The sequence below is a fragment of the Polymorphospora sp. NPDC051019 genome (assembly GCF_040683055.1).
GTDB classification, from domain to species: Bacteria; Actinomycetota; Actinomycetes; order Mycobacteriales; family Micromonosporaceae; genus Polymorphospora; species Polymorphospora lycopeni.
Genome location: NZ_JBFBCH010000011.1, coordinates 227,709 through 243,413, shown reverse-complemented (window position 1 = coordinate 243,413; position 15,705 = coordinate 227,709). Strand labels below are relative to the sequence as shown.

Here is a 15,705-nt window from a genome sequence, read left to right as displayed (position 1 = left end):
GGAGGGCCGACCCGGTCGGCCCTCCACGGCACGGCGCCACTCAGCGCAGTCGGGAGAGGATGCCGCGGGCCTCGGTGGCCGCGTCGCCGAGCGCCTCCGCGGCCGTGCGCTTGCCCTGCAGTGCCCCCTGCAGGTGCGGGGCGAGGGCGGCCATCACCTGGCGGGCGCCGGGGTGGGCCTCGCCGGGGTTCGCGAACTTCAGCGCCTCCAGGTAGGCGGTGGTGATCTCATCGGTGCCCGGCGCCTGCACGTCGGTCCGCGACGGGTACGTGCCGGAGGCCACGTTGAGTTCGTGCTGGACCTCGGGCGAGGCGAGCCGGCGGGCGACGGCGAGCGCGGCCTCCTCGTTGTCGTCGGAGTTGATGGTCGTCAGCGTGATCAGGCCGGGCGTGCCGAACGAGCGCTGCTGGGCGCCGGTCAGCGGCTGGCCGACCACGACCTCGGCCGCGCCGACGCCGGCCTGCATCTGCTGGGCCTCGGGCTTGGAGACCGCGTAGCCCATGGCCACCTTGCCGAGCCCGAGCGGACCGCCCTCGACCTTGTTGGGCTTGGTGGCGGCATCGGCGGGCAGGCCGCTGACGGCCTGCAGGTCGAGCAGGAACTGCAGGGCGGCGACCCCGGCCGGACCGTCGAAGGCGACGTCCTTGCCGTCGGGGGTGAAGACGGTGCCGCCGGCCTGCCACAGCAGCGGGTAGAAGCTCTGGTTCAGGGTCACCTCGGGCGATCCGGAGTAGTCCATGACCGCGATGCCCTTGGCGGCCAGCGCGGGGGCGGCGGCGAGGACGTCGTCCCAGGTCTTCGGCAGGTCGGTGATCCCGGCCTCGGCGAAGGCGGCCTTGTTGTAGACCGTGGTCGTCGACGTCTGGTAGATCGGCAGGCCGTAGATCTCGCCGTCGATGGTGCCGCCGGCGAGCGCGCCCTCGAAGTATTTCGACTTGTCGTCGACGGCGGCACCGATCGGCTTGAGGCCGCGGGTCGAGTGGAAGTTCGCCGTCAGGTCGGGGGTCAGCAGGACGAGGTCGGGGCCCTTGCCGGCGGCGATCGCCGTACCGATCTTCTCCTCGCGGTTGTCCCACGGGAGCAGTTCGATGGTCAGTTTGGTGTCCGGGTTCTCGGCCTCGAAGTCGGCCTCGAAGTCGGCCCAGAACTTCTGGCTGGCGTCCTGGTCGGGGATGACCGGGTACATCCACAGGGTCACTTCCGATCCGCCGTCGCCGGATCCTCCGGAACCGCAGCCGGTAAGGGCGAGCGCGGCGGTGGCGGCGAGCGCCACGGCCGTCAGGAAACGGGATCTCACTTGGTCCTCCTCGTGCAATGGCGTGGTGCGTACTCGCAGCCACTGCGTGCCGGTGGTGCGGTACGGGGCGACCGCGCGCGGTGCCCCGTCGGCGTCACGCGAACCACCCGTGACGGTGCTCGTTGACGAAGTCGTCGTCCGACAGCCACGGGTAGCGCCGGAACGCGTCGTCGATCGCCTCGGCCTGCCCTGGGGAGAGCACCTCGCGATCGCTCAGGCAGCGGATGCTCGGCAGCAGGCCCTGGCGCCAGAGCACGTAGTTGACGCCGGCGATGCAGCCCCGGAAGGCGTTCGCGGCGTCGAAGACGGCGGCGTTGGCGACCGTGAGCTGTGGCGCCCGCCGGCTCAGCAGGTCGGCCTTCGCGGCGTCACCGGCCCGTACGGCCCGGACCAGTTCCATCAGTCGTACGGCGGCGTTGGTGCCGACCGCCCACTGCCCGAGCAGCCCGCCGTCGATCCAGCGGTCCCCGTCCGGGGTCTCGAACGGGGTGGTCAGGTCGTGGACGATGTTGTCGTCGTTGCCGGTGTAGAGGGCGATCCGGTCGGCCCGGCCGGACTCCAGTACGGCGGACACGACGTCGAGGGTGCGGTAACGGTCGAACGGCGCGATCTTGATCGCGACGACCCCCTCGATCTCGGCGAACCCGCGCCAGAACTCGGCCGAGAGCCGCCGGCCACCGACGGCTTCCTGGAGGTAGAAGCCGATCACCGGCAGCACCTCGGCGACGGCGCGGGCCCGGTCGAGCATCCCCGGCTCGTCCATCGCGCCGCCCATCGGGGGGCAGAGCAGGACCGCGTCGTACCCGAGGTGTTCGGCGAGCCGGGCCTCGGCGACCGCCTGGCCGGTCGGGCCGGCGACACCGGCGATCCGGATCAGGTCGCCGCCGGTGCGGGCGAGGGTGTCGGCCACCACCTCCAGCACCGGTTCGAGCAGGCGGGTGGCCGGATCGCGGATCTCGAACTGGGTGGTGTGCACGGCGACCGCGATGCCGCCGGCACCCGCCGCCGCGTAGTAGTTGGCCAGGGCCGCCTGGTAGTGCTCGTCGAACCGCCGGTCGTCGTCGAGGGCCAGTGGCATGGCCGGTACGACGAGCCCCGCCCGCAGGGTCGCGAGCATCCGGGAGGGCGCGATGCGGTCGCGCGGGGCGGCGCTCAAAACCGGCCGTCGCGGCGCTGGAACTTGGTCGGCTTGTCCCACAGGGTCCCGCCGGCGGCGATCCACTCGGCCTGCCAGCGGATCAGCGTGCCGGCCGCGACGTCGGGATAGCCGAAGAGTTCGTGGCAGCGGCGCGCGTCGGAGAGCAGCGCGCGGTCCGACTCCTGACCGGAGAAGCGCACGTCGCGACCGAGCAGCGCGGCGAGTTGCTCGGCGGTGGTCCGTACGGCGAGCGTCTCGGGCCCGGTGAGGTTGATCGTGAACGGCTCGCGGCCGGCGCGCCCGAGCGAGCGCAGGACGACCTCGTTGGCGTAGCGCTGCCAGACGATGTTGACGAAGCCGGTGGTCAGGTCGACGGGTTCGCCCGCGACGATGGTGCGGGCCAGGTCGGCCAGCACGCCGTAGCGCGGCTCGACCGCGTAGTTGAGCCGGACGAGCGAGACCCGGGTGCCCCGCGTCGCGGCGGCGGCCTCGAAGATCCGCTCCCGGCCGAGGCAGCTCATCGCGTACTCGCCCACCGGGCCGGTCGGCGACTGCTCGGTCGGCGACGGCGTGCGGACGTCGGTGAGGGGATACACGTTGCCGGTGGAGAGGGCGGCGATCCGGGCGTCGGGATAGCGCTGGGCGACCGTGTGCGGCAGGGCCGCGTTGGTCAGCCAGGCCCGGTATTCCTGGCCGGTCACCCCGAACTTGGCCCCGACCATGAAGACGACGTTGCCCGCGTCCGGCAGCTTTCCGGCGGCGGCCGGGTCGGCGAGGTCGGCGACGACCGTGGCGACCCCGCCGGTGTCGAGCCGGCCCCGTACGGCGCCGTCGCTCCAGCGCGACACGGCGTGTACGGCGACGTCGGCGCGGCCGGCCTCGTCGAGCGCCCGGCGGGCCATCAGGCACAGCGTCGGGCCCATCTTGCCGCCGGCGCCGAGCACGACCAGGTCGCCGTCGAGCTTGCTCAGGTCGTCGATGAGGTCGGCACCCGGGCCCGACAATCGGTGCTCAAGTGCCCGCTCGTCGGCCGGTGCCCCATGGTCCCCGGTCATCGTGGGTCTTCTCCTCGAAAGGCAGCGACGTCCGAGCGACGTCGGGTCACCTCATATTTACGGCCCGGACCGTTAATGTCAAGATAGCCTTCGGCCCCTGACCACCGGAAGGAACCCGACGATGCGAATCCTGCTGATCGGCGGCGCCGGCGCGGTCGGCACCGCGCTGACCGCGGCCTGGCGGGACCGGCACGAGCTCTCCGTCGCCGACCTGCGCCCGCCCCGGACCACCGGCATCCGGACGGTCACCCTCGACGCCACCGACGCCGAGGCGCTGCGCGCCGCCGTACCCGGGCACGACGCCGTCGTGCACCTCGCCGCCGTCGTCCCGCGCGGCGCGGCGGCCACCGACCCCCGCGTCGTCGACCTCGCCCTGCGGGTCAACGTCGGCAGTGTCGTCCAGTCCCTGTACGCCGCCCACGCCGCCGGGGTGCCACGGTTCGTCCACGTCAGCTCGCTGTCGGTGTTCCGCGACTACGGCCGGCGCCGCATCACCCGCGACGACCGGCCCGACTCGACCGAGCCGTACGGCCTCGGCAAGCGCCTGGCGGAGACCGCCTGCGCGGCCGTCGCCGACGAACGGCTCACCGTCACCTCGCTCCGGCTCGGCCACCCGACCACCACCGGCCTCTGGCCACTCTGGAAATCGCCGGCCGCCGCACCGACCGACCCCGCCGTCCGGCTCGCCCTCGACGGCGGCCCGGCCTTCGCCGCCCTGCACCCCGACGACCTGGCCGAGGCGACCGAACGCACGCTGCACCGGGGCGGACCGCCGTACGCCGCCATCGCGGTCACCGGCAACGCCGGTGGCACCACCATCGACGACGACTCGGCGCGGTCGCTGCTGGACTGGCGGCCGCTCCCCCGCGACCAGGAAGGAGCCGACCGGTCATGAGCTGGTTCGACCTGCCGCTCGACGTGCTGCGCGAACACCGGCCCGAGCGCGAGGAGCCCGCCGACTTCGACGGGTTCTGGCGGCGCACCCTCGACGAGCACGCCGGCACCCCCGACGTACGGCTGCACCCCGAGCCGGCCCTCTTTCCCGGCATCGCGGTCGACGACGTCGACTACGCCGGATTCGGCGGGCAGCGCGTCCGGGGCTGGCTGCTCACCCCGACCGCCGGCCCGCGCCGCGACGTCGGGGTGCTGCACCTGCCCGGGTACGGCCGTGGCCGTGGCTGGCCACACCAGTGGCTGCCGTTCGCCGCCGCCGGGTTCACCGTCCTCGTCATGGACGTACGCGGCCAGGGCGCCGAGTCCGACCACCCGGGCAGCACACCGGACCCCGGCGAGGCCACCGGGAGCGAGGTGCCGGGCTTCCTCACCCGCGGGATCGCGGCGCCGGAGACGTCCTACCTGCGCCGGCTCTACGTCGACGCGTACCGGGCGGTCGACGCGCTGACCGTCGCCGCCCCGCACGTCACCCGTACGGCGATCGTGGCCGGCAGCCAGGGCGCCGGGGTCGGGATCGCGCTGGCCGGGCTACGCGCCGACCTCGGCGTCGCGTTGCTCGACGTGCCCGCGTTCGCCGGGTTCCGGCGGGCGATCGAGATCGGGGCGGCCGGCTCGCGGGCCGAGATCGCCCGTTACCTGGGCGCCCGGCACGATGCCGTCGAGCAGGTGTTCCGCACACTGTCCTACTTCGACACGGTGAACTTCGCCGCGCGGGCCACCACGCCGGCGCACTTCTCCGTCGCCCTGATGGACCGGGTCTGTCCACCGTCGACGGTCTTCGCCGCCTACAACCACTACGCGGGCGAGAAGCGGATCACGGTGTGGCCGTACAACGGGCACGAGGGTGGCGGGAGCACGGCGACGCGGCAACGGCTCCAGGAACTCATCGACTGGAGCGAGACTCCAGCTCCACCGCGCTGATCAGCAGGTCGAGGATCGCGACGGTCTCCGGCCAGGCGACCGGCGAGGGGGCGCCGACCTCGACCATCGCCAGGAACTCCTCGACCGTACGCGCGTATCCGAAGGGGTCGGCGGACCCGTCGGGCAGGTCGAACCCGATCGGGCCGTCGGCCGTCTCGACGCTGACGCCGTAGCTCTCGGCCTCTGCGGCACCGACCACGTCGACCGTGCCCTGCACGCCGTCGGCCCAGTTCAGGAGCAGGGTGGCGGAGTCCGCGCTGCGCAGCGTGGGATAGATGCGGCGGGCACTGGTCGCCGCGACGGTCCGCGCCTGCCGGCCGAGCAGCGCGACGAGCAGTTCCACCCCGTGCAGGCCCATGGTGACGATCGCACCGCCACCGACCGACGGATCGTCCTGCCAGGGCGTCGACCCCTGCGCCCAGCGGCCGACGTCGTGGCGGACCACCGCCCGCGCCGACAGCACCCGGTCGCGGTCGAGCCGCCCCGCGAGGTGGGCCACCGGCGCCGCGAAACGCAGGACCGACGAGGTCAGGACGCGGTGCGCGACCGGCTCGCACCGCGCGGTCAGGTCCCGCAACTGCGACCGTGTCGCGGCCGCCGGCTTGTTGACGAACACCGGTATGCCGAGCGGGAGCAGGACGTCGAGCGCCGCCGCGACCTGATCCGGCCGTAGGGTCAGGATGATCCCGTCCGGCTTGCGGTCGACCAGGTCGGTGAGCCGGTCGTGGGCGTGGTGGCCGGGGTTGCGCCGCTCGAACTCGGCGACCCGGTCCGCGTCGGCGTCCCACACGTCGAAGGCGGCGCCGGGACGCAGCCGCCCGATGGTGGCCGCGTCGGAGAAGGGATGGCTGGTCGCGAGACCGGCGATCGCGATCCTCGGCTGCCGTTCGCCCGCTGGGTGCGCCATGGACCAAAGCCTCCCACAGCGCTGCGACCTGGCCGCACGGAGATCCCCGGCGGGCCGGCACGGCAACCGGACTGCAAACCGGGATGACTGCGAAAGGGTTGAGAGTCTACAAACCGGGCGGGCTCTCCGACCTTGGCGACAGCACCCATCGCCCCGCCTCGACGCGGTGCAACATTCTTGCACGTCTATGCCCTTGACTCAAGGAAAGCCCTTTCCTTACGTTTGGAAGTGCTGGTTACGGCCGTGTTAACACCAGCCCGTCCCACCCTTTCCGGAATCACCGTTCGCCCGCGCGCATCCGCTCGCGGCTAGAGAGGGGGATTTATATGATCTTTTCATCTTCTATCCGGCAGGCCGGTCTGGCCGTGGCGGTGGCCGGCGCGGTCACCGTGGCCCTGGCCGCCGCCGGCGTCACCTCCGCACACGCCGCGACCCTCTTCACCGACAGCTTCGAAAACGGCAACGCCGGCGCCTGGAGCAGGTCGGGCGGCAGTTGGTCGATCGACACCGACGGGTCGACCGTCTACCGGCAGTCGGGCACCGGTTCGGACGCCAAGGCCCGGGCCGGTGACACCTGGACCGACCAGACCGTCGAGGCCCGGGTGAAGCCGACCGCGTTCAACGGCGCGGGCCGCTTCGCCGGCGTGCTCGCCCGGGCGCAGAGCACGACCACCTACTACTACCTGGCGCTCGGCGGCGACGGGCAGGTGCTGCTCGGCCGGCGCGGATCGAGCGGGCACACCACGCTCGCCGCCGCCCCCGCGACCGTCACCACCGGCACGTGGTACACGCTGCGCCTGGAGGCGTTCGGCACCAGCCTGCGCGGCTTCGTCGACGGCCGCCCCGTCGTCAGCGCCACCGACGGCACGATCGGCTCCGGCCGCATCGGGCTGGCCACCTACTACGCCAGCGCCTCCTTCGACGACGTACGGGTGACCGACACCGCCGGGCCGACGCCGACCACCTCGCCGACCGGCACCCCCACCCCGTCCCCGACACCGACCGGCACCCCGCCCCCGCAGCCGCCGGCCGGACAGCCGGACGGCTACGCGAGCGTGCCCGCGCTCGGGCTCGACGGCACCACCGGCGGCGCGGGCGGCCCGACCGTCACCGTCACCACCGCCGCCGACCTCGCCACCTACGCGGGGGCGAACACCCCGTACGTCATCCTGGTCTCCGGCCGGATCCAGGTCTCCGGCATGGTGACCGTGGTCGCCAACAAGACCATCCTCGGTCTGGGCGGCACCGCCGAGATCACCGGTGGCGGCCTCCAGATGGGCACCACCACCCGGCCCGGCAACAACGTGATCATCCGCAACATCACGTTCCGGAACGCCTCCGACGACTCGATCAGCGTCCACAACGGCTCGCACCACGTGTGGATCGACCACAACGAGTTCCACCCGGGCTTCGACGGCTCGGTCGACGTCAAGCACCGGTCCAGCTACGTGACCGTCTCCTGGAACAGGTTCCACCAGACCGACAAGAGCATGCTGCTCGGCCACTCCGACTCCTACACCCAGGACATCGGATACCTGAAGGTCAGCTACCACCACAACTACTTCGACGGCTCCAACCAGCGCCACCCGCGCGTGCGGTTCGGCGACCCGGTGCACGTCTACAACAACTACTACAAGGGCGTCGGGCTCTACGGCGTCGTCTCGGTCGAGAACGCCGGTGTCCTCGTCGAGGGCAACTACTTCGAGGACGTCGCCTTCCCCTGCCACTCGGCCAGCGGGTACGCCGACTCCGGCCCCGGCCGGCTGGTCCAGCGCGGCAACGTCTTCCTCCGCTCCGGCACCTGCGAGGTCAACGGCTCGGTCGGCGAACCGGGCGCCCACTACTCGTACACATTGGACAACGCGGCCCAGGTCCCGCAGCTCGTCGCGGCCGGCGCCGGCGTGGGAAGGATCAACCCGTGAACATCCGACGCTGGCGCGTACCGGCCGCCGCCGGGCTGGCCGGAGCACTGACCGCCCTGGCACTGGCCGTCATGCCCCCGGCCCAGGCCGCCACCCTGTTCGCCGACGACTTCGGCGACGGCAACCACAACGACTGGAGCTCGTCCGGCGGCTCCTGGCGGGTCGAGCCGGTCGCCGGCGACCCGGCGCTCGTGCAGCGCGGCACCAGCGCCGACGCCCGGGTCCGCACCGGCCAGGTCGGCTGGTCCGACTACACGGTCACCGCAGAGGTACGTCCCACCACGTGGGGCGGCGCCGACGCGGGTGCCGGGGTCGCCGCCCGGGTCCAGGGCAGCGGCAACTACTACTACCTCGGCGTCACCGCCGGCGGTCTCGTGCTCGGCAAGCGGACCGGCGGCACGCTGACCCCGCTGGCCACCGCCGCGCTCGGCGTCACCACCGGTACGGCGTACACGCTGAGCCTGCAGGTCTCCGGCACCAGCCTCACCGGCCGGGTCACCGGCGGGCCGACGCTCACCGCCTCCGACGCCACCTACCTGACCGGTCAGGCAGGACTGGTGGCCCGGTACGCCGCCGCGGGCTTCGACGACGTGACGATCGAAACCGCTCCCCCGGGTCCACAACCGACGGTCAGCCCGACCCCCACCGTGAGCCCGACGACCAGCCCCACGCCCTCGCCGACCACGCCGGGTCCCGACCCCACGCCGCCGCCCGCCGGGCAGCCCGACGGGTGGGCCAGCGTGGCCGGACTCGGGCAGAACGGCACCACCGGCGGAGCCGGCGGACCGGTCGTCACCGTACGGGACACCGCCGGCTTCCTCGACTACATCGCCCGCCCCGGCCCGTACGTCATCCAGGTCGCCGGCACCATCAACCTGCCGACCGGCGCAAGCGACGGCATGTACGACGTGACCTCGGACAAGACGATCGTCGGCCTCGGCGGCAACGCCACGCTCAGCGGCGGCGGGCTCAACATCGGCCTGCCGGTCGACGACAACGTGACCGCGCCGCCGGCGAACGCCGTACACAACATCATCATCCGGAACCTGCACCTCACCGGCGCCACCGACGATCTGATCAACGTGCAGATGTTCTCGCACCACATCTGGATCGACCACAACTCGTTCTCCAACGGCGACGACGGCGCGGTCGACATCAAGCGCGGGTCGGACCATGTCACGGTCTCCTGGAACCACTTCTTCGACCACAACAAGACGCTGCTGCTCGGGCACGACGAGGACGCCGGGGCACAGGACACCGGCCGGCTGCGGGTCACCTACCACCACAACTTCTTCGACCGCTCCGACCAGCGCAACCCGCGGGTCCGGTTCTCCGCGTCGGCGCACGTCTACAACAACTACTACTTCGACAACAGCTACGGCGTCGCGTCGACGTACGACGCCGCCGTGCTGATGGAGAACAACTACTTCTACAGCGTCAACAACCCCGGCCGGGTGGTCTTCAGCGGCGACCAGGGCCGCATCGTCGAGCGCGGCAACATCCTCGTCGACTGCAACCACCCGATCGAGACCCGGGGCACGGTGCCCGAACCGAGCGGGTTCTACGCCTACCGCCTGGACCCGGCGGCCGACATCCCGACGATCGTCCCGGCCGGTGCCGGGGTGGGAAAGCTGGGCTGACCCGATGAGACGAACCTCCGTACGGCGCCGCGCCGCGCTGGCCGCCGGACTCGCGGCACTGCTCACCACCGCCATGCTCACGGTCGCCGGCAACGCCCAGGCGGCGACGCTGTTCACCGACGACTTCAACGACGGCAACCACACCGGCTGGACGACCTCCGGCGGCACCTGGTCGGTGGCCGCCGACGGCGGGCCGGTGCTGCGCCAGGCCGGCACCAGCTCCAACGCCAGGGCGCGGGCCGGCGCCGCGAACTGGACCGACTACACGGTCACCGCCCGGGTGAAGCCCACGGCGTTGGGCGGCAGCGACCGGTTCGCCGCCGTACTGGCCCGGGTCACCTCCACCACCAGCTACTACTACCTGGCGCTGCGCGGCAACAACACCGTCGAGCTGAAGCGGCTGGCCGGCGGGTCGAGCACGACGCTGGCCAGCGCCTCGGTGCCGGTATCCGCCGGCACCTGGTACGCCCTGAGCCTGCGGGTGTCCGGCACCACCCTGACCGGCCAGGTCGACGGCGGCACGCCGCTGGTCGCCACCGACACCCGGTATGCCTCGGGGGGCGTCGGCCTGGCCACCTTCAACGCCAGCGCCAACTTCGACGACGTGACCGTCTCCACGGTCACGCCGGGTCCGACGCCGACCGTGACACCGACGGTGGGGCCGACCACTCCGCCCCCGACCACCCCGCCGCCGACCACGCCCCCACCCACCACGCCACCACCCACCACGCCACCACCGGTCGCGGGTGACCGGCCGGGCGGCTTCGCGAGCCTGAACGCCCTCGGGCAGAACGGCACCACCGGCGGGGCCGGCGGCCCGGTGGTCACCGCCACCAACGCCACCGACTTCCTCGAGTACATCGACACCATCGGCCCGCTGGTCATCCAGGTCCAGGGCGTGATCCGGATCAGCAGCAAGAAGGGCGTACGGCCCAACAAGACCATCATCGGCATCGGCTCCACCGCCGAGATCACCGGTGGCGGGCTGGACTTCTACCGGTCGTACAACGTGATCGTCCGCAACATCCGGTTCACCGACGCCGACGACGACGCGATCAACGTCGGCCAGGAGTCGCACCACATCTGGATCGACCACAACACCTTCACCGGCGCGGTCGACGGCTCCATCGACGTGGTCCGCGGCGCCGACTACGTCACCATCTCCTGGAACCACTTCGACCACGCCGACAAGAGCATGCTGATCAGCCACTCCGACGGCGCCGGTTCGACCGACATCGGCAAGCTGAAGGTCAGCATCCACCACAACTTCTTCGACAACAGCCGGCAGCGCCACCCGCGGATCCGGTTCGCCGAACCCGTCCACGTCTACAACAACTACTTCCTGAACAACGACCTGTACGCGGTCGCGTCGACCGAGAACGCGGGCGTGGTGGTCGAGGGCAACTACTTCGAGAACGTGCCGTACCCGATCTTCTCCGCCAGCGGCTACGCCGACAGCGGGCCGGGCCGGGCGGTGCAGCGCGACAACATCTTCGTCAACTCGGGCGTACCGGAAACGGCCGGCTCGGTCATCGAACCGGGTACGTACTACGGCTACCGGCTCGACCCGGCGTCCAGCGTGCCGTCCCTCGTACGCGCCGGAGCCGGCGCCGGCAAGCTGGGCTGACCGGCGTACGGCGGCCGTGGTCGACGCGATCCGACCACGGCCGCCGTCGCGGCCGGTGGCCACCAGGACCCGCCACCCGGGCTGTGCCCCGGGTGGGTCGACTCACCGGCCGGTCTCGTCGGGGGTGAGTCGTCCGTTCGTCGGGTCGACCCGCATCCGGGTACAGATCACGTCGAGCCCTTCGCCGGCCATCTCGTCGGGCACGTCGACCTCGGCCGCGACCTGGCGAGGTCCGGCCAGCGGCGTCACCACGACGCTGTCGTCGCCCCGTTCCGGTACGGCGGCCGCGGCGACGATGCGCCCGCCCTCGTCGTAGACGACCCGAAGTCTCATCTGACCATCACCCCGGTGATGCGGATCAGTCCGCCGGACCCGACCGGCCCCTGATTGGGCGAGAGCCGCACGATCAGGTCGGTGCTCTGGTTGAGATTGTTGTCGGAGTGGGCGGCGACCCCGGTCAGGAGCGCCGAGTCTCTCGCCTGGAACGGGCGGACCGACCACCCGAAATAGTTGTCACGGTCACCCGCGACCACGTTCCAAGCCGCTTCGCCGTACGCCTGAAACACGGGGTTCGCCCGAATCAACGTAACCGTAGCCATGGCGTCAGTGTCCTCCGACCCACAGGTGCCCACGGCCGATATCAATGAGTTTCCGCACCAGGCGAGCAATGCGGCCGTACGGGAGTTCGGGTCGATCACCACGGCGCTTTCCGGGCATCATCCGGCCGATGGCGAACGCGCTGAAGGTGAATGCCGCCGACGGATCGAGTCGCCGACGACCACCGGACCTGGGAAAGACCGAAGGCGTCCGTCATGCCTGACGAACGCCTTCGATACTTACGGGTGGAGCCGAGGGGACTCGAACCCCTGACCCCCACACTGCCAGTGTGGTGCGCTACCAGCTGCGCCACGGCCCCCGGTTGTCCCCGATCTCTCGGGCACTGACGGAATAGTACACACCCCGGCCCGCCCGGTCACATCCGAGGGTCCCCCGCGTGCTGCCATGCCGACCGACCCGCGCCGTCACGCTGATCGACCCGCACTGCCGGGCTGATCGAGGAGAAACCGTGGGCGTTTCGTCCGCCTCTTCCCGCAACAAGCCCTTGATCAACGGGGAGCGCGACGGGTCAGTTGACGGCCACGTCCGAGGGGAAGTGGGCCATCGCGGCCATCATGCCGCCCTGGCGGCGCAGGACCATCGACCACAGGTCGTCGGGGCGGTTCACGAAGGCGTCGCCGGGCAGCCCGTCGAGCAGGAACCACGAGCCACCCGCGATCTCGTCCTCCAGTTGTCCGGGTGACCAGCCCGAGTAGCCGGCGAAGACCCGGATGCCGGTGATGCTCTCCCGCAGCCGTTCCGGGTCGGCGGACAGGTCGACGGTGCCGACCGCGCCGGACACCTGGTGGAAGCCCTTCAGCCGGCGGGTGGGGGTGCGCATCCGGGCCAGGCAGATCGCCGACTCGGGCTGCACCGGACCGCCCTCGAAGAGCACCGCCGGTTCGCCGGCGAGCGCGCCCCACGACGCCAGGACGTCGGCGACCGGCACCTCGGTCGCGCGGTTGAGCACCACGCCGAGCGCACCGCCGGGTTCGTGGGCGACGAGCAGGACCACGGTACGGTCGAAGTTCGGATCCTTCAGCGCGGGTGCCGCGACGAGCAGTTGCCCGGTCAGCGACTCCATCGACCGTCCGCCGATCGCCTGCCCCTCTCCGTGCACGGCCGTGACCCGCTACTCGGCGCCATGGACACGGGAGTTACCGACCTCGGACCGCTGCCACCTCAACGCCATGCCTCGCACCATAGCCTGCTGAACTGGCCCCCGATAAGGGCCACGGGGACCTGTCTCGCGGGAGCTTGCGGGCTTCTGGCGGGGCGGGAAAGCTAAGCCGGGTGAGCCCTCATGCGCAAATCGCCGTCATCGGCGGATCCGGCCTCTACGTGCTCCTCGACGGCGCCACCGAGCACATCGTCGGGACGCCGTACGGCGCACCGTCCGATCCGATCACGATCGCCGAGGTGGGCGGGCGGCCGGTCGCCTTCCTGCCCAGGCACGGGCGGGACCATCGCCACCCGCCGCACCTGATCCCCTACCGGGCCAACCTGTGGGCGTTGCGGTCGATCGGCGTACGGCAGGTCCTGGCGCCGTGCGCGGTCGGCGGGCTGCGGCCGGAGCTGGGGCCGGGCACGTTCGTCGTGCCGGACCAGTTGATCGACCGCACCACCGGTCGGGTGCAGACCTACTACGACCGGGGTGCGGTGCACGTCTCGTTCGCCGACCCGTACTGCCCCGTCGGCCGTACGGTGGTCCTCGACGCGGCCCGCGGTCACGACGTCGCGGCGACCGACGGCGGCACGATGGTCGTCGTGGAGGGTCCGCGGTTCTCGACCCGGGCCGAGTCGCGCTGGTACACCAGCATCGGCGGGGCCGTGGTCAACATGACCGGCCACCCGGAGGCGGTCCTGGCCCGGGAACTGGCGCTCTGCTACACCTCGGTGGCCCTGGTCACCGACCTCGACGCCGGGGTGGAGGGTGGCCACGGCGTCACGCAGGAGGAGGTCTTCCGGGTGTTCGCGGAGAACACCGCCCGGCTGCGTGAGGTCCTGCTCGACGCGGTCGCCGCGCTACCGGCCGAGCGCTCGTGCCCGTGTCCGAACGCGCTCGACGGCATCAAGCTCCCGTTCGACCTGCCCTGATCGGGCACCGTCCACATCCGGATCCCCTTCCTCCACACGGGATCAGCGGAACATCGGCAGCCGCATCGGCTGGCCGGTGACGGCGTCGAGGACGGGCCGGTCACCGAGCGGCGCGGCCAGCGTCACGGTGACCGGCTCGAACAGAAGCTGGTCGGTGCACGCGCCGGCGGTCGGCCTGGTCACCGTGCCGCTGACCACGACCGCGTCGTCGAACTCCTCGACGAACGGCTTCGGGTCGGTGTCGCAGGCCCCGATGCCGAGCCGGAAGGTGATCTGGCTGCCGTCGACGTCCGACAGGTCCTGGACGGTGACCAGTCCGGCCGGCGGCGCCCCGGTCGGCTCGGCCACCTGCGGCAGCGCGGCGGTGTCGGCCGGCGCGACCGCGACCCGCGCGACCGGAACGGGGAGTTCCGCGACCTGGAACAGCCAGGCCGGGACCCGCGCCTCGCCGCGACTGGTGAGCACGGCCACCTCGCCGAGTTCGACCCCGGTGACGGTGAGCACGCCGCACGGCGCGGCGGAGCTGACGGACTCGTCCGGGCCGCCGGTCGGCGTCGGTTGCGCGCCGCCCGGCTGCTGCGGGCACGGTGCCGGGTCGCCCTGGTCCAGTTCCCGGTACGCCTCGGCGGCGCCGACCAGTGCGGTCGGCAGCTCCCCGTCGGCGAACCGGACGACTCCCCCGGGCGGCGGGTCGGCCGGCAGCGTCGTCTTGAGGGTGTACCAGCCGGCGTTGAACGCCATCTCGGCGTCGGCGGTGAGCTTCGGGTTGCCGGCCAGCACGGTGGCGTTCTGCAGCGGCAGGTAGCCGGTGTGCCATGCGTCGGCGGGCCGGGCCCGCCAGTTCTCGGCGACGGCGGTGGCCCGCTCGGCGAACCCGTCCGGGTCCGGGGCGGGGTCGCCCGGGCCACCCGGGTTCTGCCCGCAGGCGGTCAGCGTGACGCACAGGGCGACGGCGAGGACACTGGCGAGACGGCGCATACCAGTCGGACGCCGGGCGGCGGCCACAGGTTCCACCCGGAGCGGCCCGGACAGCAAAGCGCCCCCGACCCGGTTCGGGTCGGGGGCGCTGCCTGGTGGAGGTGCCGGGAATCGAACCCGGGTCCTTCGGCGCCTTGACAGGGCTTCTCCGAGCGCAGCTCGCTGTGCCTTTCTCGGCCCCACCGATCACGCGAGCGAGTCGGTGTGACGGGCTCAGTCGCGATTAGTCTCACCGCACGGACCCCGCGACGAGGTCCGGTTGGCCAGCCTTCTAGCTGATGCCGGTTACTGGGCCGAAGGCGTGCTCAGACCGACAGACTTGCTACTCGCCTCAGGCGGCGAGAGCGAAGTCAGCGCGATTTTGCTTGGCGCTTATTGGTTTCCGACGAACGATTCTCGAGACGACGTCGGCTTCCTCGGCTCGCTTCCCCTGCCGCAACGTACGAAGTCGAAACCAGTCACCCCCTGGATGTGCCGCACCGGTTGCAGCCACGTAAGCGTAACGTCTCGCGCCACGGACTTCATTCCGGATACCGCCGGACCGGTCCGGCGCCGCCGCCCACGACCATCGG

The 15,705-nt window shown here is 71.8% G+C and carries 14 protein-coding genes, 1 tRNA gene and 1 other RNA gene; 6 read left to right on the top strand and 10 right to left on the bottom strand.

The genetic code is table 11. The features are described from left to right. Positions 1–40: 40 nt before the first annotated feature. The 3 genes from AB0M79_RS21150 to AB0M79_RS21140 all read right to left on the bottom strand — a co-directional run bounded on the left by AB0M79_RS21150 (position 41) and on the right by AB0M79_RS21140 (position 3,490). Positions 41–1,297 carry an extracellular solute-binding protein gene (locus AB0M79_RS21150; protein ID WP_364216164.1) on the bottom strand — a complete coding sequence of 419 codons (1,257 nt, stop codon included), beginning with the start codon at positions 1,295–1,297 and terminating at the stop codon, positions 41–43. Between the two features lie 94 nt (positions 1,298–1,391). Then, a complete protein-coding gene (locus AB0M79_RS21145; RefSeq protein WP_364216161.1) occupies positions 1,392–2,414 on the bottom strand; it encodes a dihydrodipicolinate synthase family protein in 1,023 nt (340 codons plus the stop codon). A gap of 35 nt (positions 2,415–2,449) precedes the next feature. Continuing rightward, positions 2,450–3,490: an NAD-dependent epimerase/dehydratase family protein gene (locus AB0M79_RS21140; RefSeq protein WP_364216158.1), complete on the bottom strand. Its 1,041-nt coding sequence runs from the start codon at positions 3,488–3,490 to the stop codon at positions 2,450–2,452. 121 nt (positions 3,491–3,611) lie between these two features. Between AB0M79_RS21140 and AB0M79_RS21135 the strand changes: the two genes are divergently transcribed. Together AB0M79_RS21135 and AB0M79_RS21130 are read left to right on the top strand one after the other, a co-directional pair. Then, positions 3,612–4,385, top strand: coding sequence for an NAD(P)-dependent oxidoreductase (locus AB0M79_RS21135; protein ID WP_364216155.1), 774 nt, complete (start codon positions 3,612–3,614; stop codon positions 4,383–4,385). Beyond that, a complete protein-coding gene (locus AB0M79_RS21130; RefSeq protein ID WP_364216152.1) occupies positions 4,382–5,365 on the top strand; it encodes an acetylxylan esterase in 984 nt (327 codons plus the stop codon). The genes AB0M79_RS21135 and AB0M79_RS21130 overlap by 4 nt, the downstream gene beginning before the upstream one ends. On the opposite strand, the gene AB0M79_RS21125 is transcribed toward AB0M79_RS21130, so the two are convergent. After that, positions 5,328–6,272 (bottom strand): Gfo/Idh/MocA family oxidoreductase, encoded by a 945-nt coding sequence (locus tag AB0M79_RS21125; protein ID WP_364216149.1) that lies wholly within the window; start codon positions 6,270–6,272, stop codon positions 5,328–5,330. The genes AB0M79_RS21130 and AB0M79_RS21125 overlap by 38 nt on opposite strands. 326 nt (positions 6,273–6,598) lie before the next feature. On the opposite strand from AB0M79_RS21125, the gene AB0M79_RS21120 reads away from it, so the two are divergent. The 3 genes from AB0M79_RS21120 to AB0M79_RS21110 are packed head-to-tail and all read left to right on the top strand — an operon-like array spanning position 6,599 to position 11,461. Beyond that, positions 6,599–8,194, top strand: a complete 1,596-nt coding sequence (locus AB0M79_RS21120) for a family 16 glycoside hydrolase (RefSeq protein ID WP_364216146.1) — start codon at positions 6,599–6,601, stop codon at positions 8,192–8,194. Further along, positions 8,191–9,834: a pectate lyase gene (locus AB0M79_RS21115; protein ID WP_364216143.1), complete on the top strand. Its 1,644-nt coding sequence runs from the start codon at positions 8,191–8,193 to the stop codon at positions 9,832–9,834. The genes AB0M79_RS21120 and AB0M79_RS21115 overlap by 4 nt, the downstream gene beginning before the upstream one ends. 4 nt (positions 9,835–9,838) lie before the next feature. After that, on the top strand, positions 9,839–11,461 hold the full coding sequence (locus tag AB0M79_RS21110) for a LamG-like jellyroll fold domain-containing protein (RefSeq protein ID WP_364216140.1): 1,623 nt from the start codon (positions 9,839–9,841) through the stop codon (positions 11,459–11,461). Between the two features lie 102 nt (positions 11,462–11,563). Here the strand turns inward: AB0M79_RS21110 and AB0M79_RS21105 are convergent, their stop codons facing one another. From AB0M79_RS21105 to AB0M79_RS21090, 4 genes are all read right to left on the bottom strand, one after another. Beyond that, positions 11,564–11,794 carry a hypothetical protein gene (locus AB0M79_RS21105; protein ID WP_364216137.1) on the bottom strand — a complete coding sequence of 77 codons (231 nt, stop codon included), beginning with the start codon at positions 11,792–11,794 and terminating at the stop codon, positions 11,564–11,566. After that, the gene (locus AB0M79_RS21100; RefSeq protein ID WP_357533645.1) at positions 11,791–12,060 is read right to left on the bottom strand and encodes a hypothetical protein; all 270 of its coding nucleotides are present in this window, start codon (positions 12,058–12,060) and stop codon (positions 11,791–11,793) included. Before AB0M79_RS21100 ends, AB0M79_RS21105 begins: the two co-directional genes overlap by 4 nt. A gap of 244 nt (positions 12,061–12,304) precedes the next feature. After that, positions 12,305–12,377 (bottom strand) — tRNA-Ala (locus AB0M79_RS21095). 210 nt (positions 12,378–12,587) lie between these two features. After that, positions 12,588–13,178, bottom strand: a complete 591-nt coding sequence (locus AB0M79_RS21090; protein ID WP_364216133.1) for a YqgE/AlgH family protein — start codon at positions 13,176–13,178, stop codon at positions 12,588–12,590. Between the two features lie 173 nt (positions 13,179–13,351). Between AB0M79_RS21090 and AB0M79_RS21085 the strand changes: the two genes are divergently transcribed. Further along, on the top strand, positions 13,352–14,155 hold the full coding sequence (locus tag AB0M79_RS21085; RefSeq protein ID WP_364216130.1) for an S-methyl-5'-thioadenosine phosphorylase: 804 nt from the start codon (positions 13,352–13,354) through the stop codon (positions 14,153–14,155). 42 nt (positions 14,156–14,197) lie between these two features. Here AB0M79_RS21085 and AB0M79_RS21080 read toward each other — a convergent pair whose 3' ends face one another. Together AB0M79_RS21080 and ssrA are read right to left on the bottom strand one after the other, a co-directional pair. Beyond that, entirely contained in the window at positions 14,198–15,133 is a 936-nt protein-coding gene (locus tag AB0M79_RS21080; RefSeq protein WP_364216127.1) for a hypothetical protein, read from the bottom strand. A 93-nt stretch (positions 15,134–15,226) separates the two neighbouring features. Continuing rightward, positions 15,227–15,599, bottom strand: a transfer-messenger RNA (tmRNA) gene (ssrA, locus tag AB0M79_RS21075). Between the last annotated feature and the right edge of the window lie 106 nt (positions 15,600–15,705).